This is a genomic window from Mycobacterium sp. (assembly GCF_019243155.1).
Lineage (GTDB): Bacteria > Actinomycetota > Actinomycetes > Mycobacteriales > Mycobacteriaceae > Mycobacterium.
In genome coordinates this window covers 1-6,691 of the sequence record NZ_JAFAUS010000347.1, presented here as the reverse complement: position 1 = coordinate 6,691, position 6,691 = coordinate 1, and the positions used below count along the sequence as shown (strand labels likewise).

Below are 6,691 nucleotides of genomic sequence, written 5' to 3'. Positions count from 1 at the left end.
GGGTGGACGGCGTCGTGGCCGCCCTCGTCGCTGCCGATTGCCCACGGGGAACCCACATCTCCGGGGGCGGCGGTGGGGGAATTGTTGCGGCCCTTGCGGTGTACCTTGCCGATCGGGTGAATCGGCGGCAGGTAGACGACGTCGAATCCCATTGCCGCGATGCGGGGAAGCTGTGCGGCGGCCGAGGCGAACGTGCCGTGCACGGGCTCGCCCGCGGCGTCCCAGCCGCCGGTCGAGCGGGGAAACATCTCGTACCACGAGCCGAAGCGGGCCAGCGGCCGGTCCACCCAGACCCCGTACTGCTCGCCGCGGGTGACCAGATCGCGCAATGGATACTCCGCCAAGATCTCGTCGATCTCTTCGGCGAGGGCAGGAGCGGTACGGGTGACGGGATCTCCGGGCTTGCGCAACGCCGCGGCGGCCGCCAGCAACGGGTCGCGCCCGGCGCGCGGCACACCGGTCGCGGCGCGCTCGAATAAAGCGGCCCCGATCAGTAGGTCGTTGGACAGCTCCTTTTCGCCCTGACCGGCGTCTAGTTTGGCGATCAGGCCGTGGCGCCAGGAGTCGATCGGGTCACCCCATCCGTCGACCCTGAAGGTCCACAGTCCGACGCGGTCGGGGGTGAACTGGCCGTGGAAAACGTAGGGTTCCAGCCCCATCGTCATGGGCAGCAGCAGCGGCTTGATGCGTTGCTCGGCGCCCCCGTCGACGTCGGACAGCACCTTCTCCGGAGCCTGGACTGCCTTGATCCGGCGGGTCTCGGTCGGCTGCGGATAGCGCGGCCCGAGGTACCGCACCACCAGGGTCGCCGCGACCGCCTCATGGCCCTCGCGCCACACCGCGGCGCTGACTGGGACGACCTCTCCGACCACCGCCTTGGCGGGATACGCGCCGCAGGAAACGACAGGCTGAACGTTATCGATCTCGACGCGACCCGGCACCACCACTCCGTTTCGATTGTGGGCGGCCAAACCGCGAGTACTTCGTAGCGGGATGCCGCTCGTCGGGAAACTTCCTGCTGTGGGAACTTCCTGCCTTGGGGGAGCATCATTGCTGCCCCGATAAGTACTCGGTACCCACCCTAGTGTCCGGCCACACACCCGGGAGCAAAAGCGCTGGCGGCAAAGGGACCCTCGGAGTCGCCGTGCACGCGCGGCGATCGTTAGTAAGGTAGAGACGCGTGAAAGCACTCCGTCGGTTTACTGTCCGTGCTCACCTTCCCGAGCGTCTGGCCGCTCTGGACCAGTTGTCGATCAACTTGCGATGGTCTTGGGACAAGCCGACGCAGGACCTGTTCGGCAGCATCGACCCGGCGCTGTGGGAGCGCTGCGGCAGCGACCCGGTGGCGATGCTGGGCTCGGTGAATCCGGCGCGGCTGGACGAGCTGGCGCTCGACGAGAGCTTCCTGGGCCGCCTCGATGAGCTGGCCGCCGACTTGAACGACTACCTGAGCCGCCCGCTGTGGTACCAGCAGCAGCAGGGACAAGGTGTCGCGATGCCCTCGGCCATCGCGTACTTCTCGATGGAGTTCGGCGTCGCCGAAGTGCTGCCCAATTACTCCGGCGGCTTGGGCATCCTGGCCGGTGACCACTTGAAGTCCGCGTCGGATCTCGGGGTGCCGCTGGTGGCGGTCGGCCTCTACTACCGGTCCGGGTATTTCCGGCAGTCATTGACTGCGGACGGTTGGCAGAACGAGACCTACCCGTCGCTGGATCCGCAAGGGCTGCCGTTGCGGCTGCTGACCGATGCCGCCGGCGATCCCGCCTTGGTCGAGTTGACGCTTCCCGACTCCGCGCAATTGCGGGCGCGGATCTGGGTTGCGCAGGTCGGCCGGGTGCCGCTGCTGTTGCTCGATTCCGACGTTCCCGAGAACGAACACGAGTTGCGCAGCGTCACCGACCGCCTCTACGGCGGCGATCAAGAACATCGGATGCGCCAAGAGTTGCTGGCCGGCATCGGCGGCGTGCGGGCGATTCGCGCGTTCACCTCCATCGAAGGTTTGCCCGCGCCCGAGGTCTTCCACATGAACGAGGGCCACGCCGGGTTCCTCGGGGCCGAACGCATCCGCGAGCTGATGACCGGTTCGGGATTGGACTTCGACACAGCGCTGGCCGTGGTGCGCTCGAGCACCGTGTTTACCACCCATACCCCGGTGCCCGCCGGCATCGACCGCTTCCCGATCGACATGGTGCAGCTGTACTTCAACGGCCGTGTTGACGGGGTCGCCGATGCAAAGGGCGAGAAGGCCACCGGCGCGCCGACGTTGCTGCCGGGGGTGCCCACCGCGCGGATCCTCGCGCTCGGCGCCGAGGACGATCCGACGAAATTCAACATGGCACACATGGGTCTGCGCTTGGCGCAGCGAGCCAACGGCGTCTCGTCGCTGCACGGTCGGGTGAGCCGCGCGATGTTCAGCGAACTGTGGCCCGGATTCGACGTGAACGAGGTGCCGATCGGATCGATCACCAACGGGGTCCATGCGCGTACGTGGGCGGCACCGCAATGGCTGCAATTGGGGCATGAGCTTATCGGCTCGGATTCGTTCAGCGACCCCGGCGTCTGGCTGCGACTGAATCAGGTCGACCCGGGCCACCTGTGGTGGATCCGGTCGCAACTGCGGGCGCTGTTGGTCGAGGACGTCCGGCGGCGGTTGCGCCGCTCATGGGTGGAACGCGGCGCATCGGACGCCGAATTGGGTTGGATATCAACGGCATTCGATCCGGATGTGCTGACGATAGGGTTCGCCCGCCGGGTGCCGACGTACAAGCGGCTGACGCTGATGTTGCGTGACCCGGATCGGCTCGAACAGCTGCTGCTCAACGAGGAAAGGCCGATCCAGCTGATCGTCGCCGGGAAGTCGCATCCGGCCGATGACGGCGGTAAGGCGTTGATCCAGCAGGTGGTCCGGTTCTCCGACCGGCCCGAAGTGCGCCACCGCATCGCCTTTTTGCCCGACTACGACATGTCGATGGCGCGGCTGTTGTATTGGGGCTGTGACGTCTGGCTGAACAATCCGCTGCGGCCGTTAGAGGCTTGCGGCACATCGGGAATGAAGAGCGCGCTGAACGGCGGGTTGAACCTGTCGATCCGCGACGGCTGGTGGGACGAGTGGTACGACGGCGAAAACGGTTGGGAGATACCGTCTGCCGACGGCGTGGCCGATGAGGCCCGCCGCGACGACCTGGAGTCCAGCGCCCTCTACGGCCTGCTGGAACAAGCGGTGGCCCCGAAGTTCTACGAGCGCGACGAACGCGGCGTACCGCCGCGGTGGATCGAAATGGTGCGCCACACGTTGCAGACCCTCGGACCGAAGGTGCTGGCATCCCGGATGGTGCGCGACTACGTCGAGGAGTACTACGCGCCGGCCGCGCAGTCGGTGCGCAAGACGATCGCCGCCGCCGAGGACGACGAGACCAGCGGCGAGTTCGGCGCCGCCCGCGAGCTGGCCGACTATCGCAGGCGGGCCCAGGAAGCGTGGCCGAAGATCATCATCACTGATGTCGACAGCACCGGACTGCCGGACACCCCGGTGCTGGGCTCGAAGCTGACGCTGACCGCGACCGTGCAGCTGGCCGGGCTCTCGCCCGACGAGGTCACGGTGCAGGCGGTGGTGGGCAGGGTCGACGGCAGCGATGCACTGCTGGAGCCGGTCACTGTAGAGATGTCGTACACCGGTACCGCCGAAGGCGGCAATCAGGTGTTCTCGACGACGACGTCGCTGCCGCTGGCCGGATCGGTCGGCTACACGGTGCGCGTGCTGCCCCAGCACCCGATGTTGGCCGCCGGTAACGAGTTGGGCCTCGTCACGCTGGCTCGCTAGCCGTTCGCAGCCGCGCCAGGGCGCCGCGGACCTGCATGGGGTTGGTGGTCTGCCAGAACGGCGGCAGCGAAGCGCGCAGGTATCCGCCGTAGCCCGCGGTGACCATTCGCGAGTCGAGCACCGCGACGACCCCGCGGTCGGTGGTGCGGCGCAGCAGTCGGCCCGACCCCTGGGCCAGCAGCAGCGCGGCATGGTTGGCGGCAACGGCCATGAAGCCGTTGCCGCCGCGCGCGGCCACCGCGCGCTGCCGCGCGCCCAGCAGCGGGTCGTCGGGCCTAGGGAATGGGATGCGGTCGATCAGCACCAGGGACAGCGACGGCCCGGGCACGTCGACGCCCTGCCACAGCGACAGGGTGCCGAACAGCGAGGTCTCCGCGTCGGCGCTGAACTGCTCGACCAGCGCGGAGGTGCTGTCGTCGCCCTGACACAGCACCGGCGTCGACAGGCGCGCGCGCATAGCCTCGGCGGCGGCCCGGGCGGCCCGCATGGACGAGAACAGCCCCAGCGTGCGTCCGCCGGCGGCGGTGATGAGCTCGGCGATCTCGGTGAGCTGCTCGGCCGAGCCGGTGCCGTCGCGGCCCGGCGGCGGTAGATGCGCGGCGACGTAGAGGATGCCCGCTTTCGCGTGCTCGAACGGCGAGCCGACGTCGAGGCCACGCCAGTGCGGCTCGTCCTTGGTTCCGGGGGCCGCCAGGCCCCACGCGGTGGCCATCGCGTCGAATGACCCGCCGATCGTGAGCGTCGCCGAGGTCAACACGGCCGTCGAATGCGCGAACACGTGGTTGCGCAGCAGGCCCGCGACCGACAGCGGCGCCACCCGCAGCACCGGGCGCAATGACCCCCGGTTGTCCTCGTGGTCGAGCCAGACCACGTCGGTGCGATCGGGGATCGCGGGGACGAACGACGTCAGGATCCGCGATGCGGTGTCGGATACCTCGCTCAGCGCTGCAACCGCCTCGGCGCGCGCCGCCGCCGCCTTGGCGTCGCTGGTGGTGTCGATCGCCGACCGTGCCGCGGCCGCGACGTCGCGCAGCGCGGTCAGGTAGGTCGCCAGCTCGTCGTCGAGGTGATCGATGCGGCCCGGGGTGCCGTCGTGGATCGCCGCGGCGAAGTTGGCGGTCGTCGCCTCCAGCCGTTGAACCAGTTCCGGATTCACCAGCCGGCTGATCCGCCGGGAGACCGCACCGAGGGCGGCCGACGTCAATTCCGCGGTGGCAACCGATGTCACCCGGTCGACCAACTCGTGTGCCTCGTCGACCACCAGGAACGCATGTTCGGGCAGCACCGCGGAGTCGGAAACCGCGTCGATGGCCAGCAGCGCATGGTTGGTGACGACGATGTCCGCGCCGCCGGCCCGGCCCCGCGCACGTTCGGAGAAGCATTCCGTGCCGAACGGGCAGCGCGAGACGCCGAGGCATTCGCGCGCGGAAACGCTGACCTGCGACCAGGATCGGTCGGGGACACCCGGCTTGAGGTCGTCGCGGTCACCGGACTCCGTCGTCGACGCCCACGCCGTCAGCCGTTGCACGTCACGGCCCAGCGCGGTCGCCGCGACCGGGTCGAAAAGCTCCTCCTGCGGCCTGTCGTCGGAATCCTCGCCGTCCGCCGCGCCGCCGTTGTGAATCTTGTTCAAGCACAGATAGTTTCGTCGGCCTTTGAGCAGCGCGAACTGCGGCCGGCGGGGAAGCGCGTCCTCGAGCGAATCCATCAGCCGGGGCAGATCGCGGTCGACGAGTTGCCGCTGCAACGCGATCGTCGCCGTGGATACGACGACGGGCGACTCGTTATCGAGGGCACGGACGATCGACGGCACCAGGTAGGCGAGCGACTTGCCGGTGCCGGTGCCGGCCTGTACGGCGAGGTGCTCACCGGTCTCGAAAGCGCGTAACACGGCGGCGGCCATCTCCTGTTGGCCGCTGCGTTCACTGCCGCCGAGCGCGGCCACGGCGATGGCCAGCAGCTCGGGCACGGACCCGGTCACCTCGGACGTGGCTTTCCTCTTCGTTATCGGCCGGCCGGGATCTGGGTCGTCGGGATCGCTGGATCGCCGTGCGACAGGTTGAGACCCTCCCACGGCAGGCTGCGCAATCCGGTGGCCACCAGCTCGCGCGCCGCGGTCAGATTCGGTTTCCACACCAACTCCCGGCCGCGGACCAGCGGGGTGGTCAACAGCCGAGACGGTTCGGTGACGACCGGCTGCCGGCCGACCGGATACACGACCTCTTCGGTGATGGTGCCAGACCCACGCGACAGCCGAATCGCCTCTTTGTGTCCGCCCTGGGATTCCTTGTGGCTGCTGCGCTTTTGCACTCCGATGCCGTCCACCTCCACCAGTTTGTAGACCATGTTCGCCGTCGGGGCGCCCGAACCCGTCACCAGCGAGGTGCCCACGCCGTAACTGTCGATCGGCTCGGCGCGCAATGCGGCAATGGAGAACTCGTCGAGGTCGCCCGATACGACGATGCGGGTCGCGGTGGCTCCCAGTCCGTCGAGCTGCTCGCGGACCTGGCGCGCCAACACTCCGAGTTCGCCGGAATCGATCCGGACCGCGCCGAGCGATGGACCGGCGGCAGCCACCGCGTTGGCGACGCCGGTCGTCACGTCGTAGGTGTCCACCAGGAGCGTGGTGCCGACGCCCAGCGCGTCGACCTGCGCCCGGAACGCGGCGAGCTCGGCGGACTCGGGAGAGTGTTGTTCGCTGACGTGCAGCATGGTGAACGCGTGCGCCGACGTGCCCTCTGTGGGTATTCCGTAGCGGCGCTGGGCTTCCAGGTTGGACGACGCGGCGAAGCCGGCGATGTAGGCGGCGCGGGCCGCGGCGACCGCGGCGTGTTCGTGCGTGCGTCGGGTTCCCATCTCCATCAACGGGCG

4 protein-coding genes are annotated in these 6,691 nt (G+C 68.6%); 1 reads left to right on the top strand and 3 read right to left on the bottom strand.

Features of this window, described 5'->3' with window-relative positions; translation table 11 throughout:
* Nucleotides 1-947, bottom strand: a 947-nt coding sequence (locus JOZ00_RS18010) for a maltotransferase domain-containing protein (protein ID WP_293345974.1), incomplete at its 3' end; no start/stop codon positions are given.
* 233 nt (nt 948-1,180) lie between these two features.
* Between JOZ00_RS18010 and glgP the strand changes: the two genes are divergently transcribed.
* Nucleotides 1,181-3,820, top strand: a complete 2,640-nt coding sequence (gene glgP / locus JOZ00_RS18005; RefSeq protein ID WP_293345972.1) for an alpha-glucan family phosphorylase — start codon at nt 1,181-1,183, stop codon at nt 3,818-3,820.
* On the opposite strand, the gene JOZ00_RS18000 is transcribed toward glgP, so the two are convergent.
* Both JOZ00_RS18000 and JOZ00_RS17995 read right to left on the bottom strand, forming a co-directional pair.
* The gene (locus tag JOZ00_RS18000; RefSeq protein ID WP_293345970.1) at nt 3,804-5,801 is read right to left on the bottom strand and encodes an ATP-dependent DNA helicase; all 1,998 of its coding nucleotides are present in this window, start codon (nt 5,799-5,801) and stop codon (nt 3,804-3,806) included. The genes glgP and JOZ00_RS18000 overlap by 17 nt on opposite strands.
* 23 nt (nt 5,802-5,824) lie before the next feature.
* Nucleotides 5,825-6,691, bottom strand: an 867-nt coding sequence (locus JOZ00_RS17995; RefSeq protein ID WP_293345968.1) for a nicotinate phosphoribosyltransferase, incomplete at its 5' end; no start/stop codon positions are given.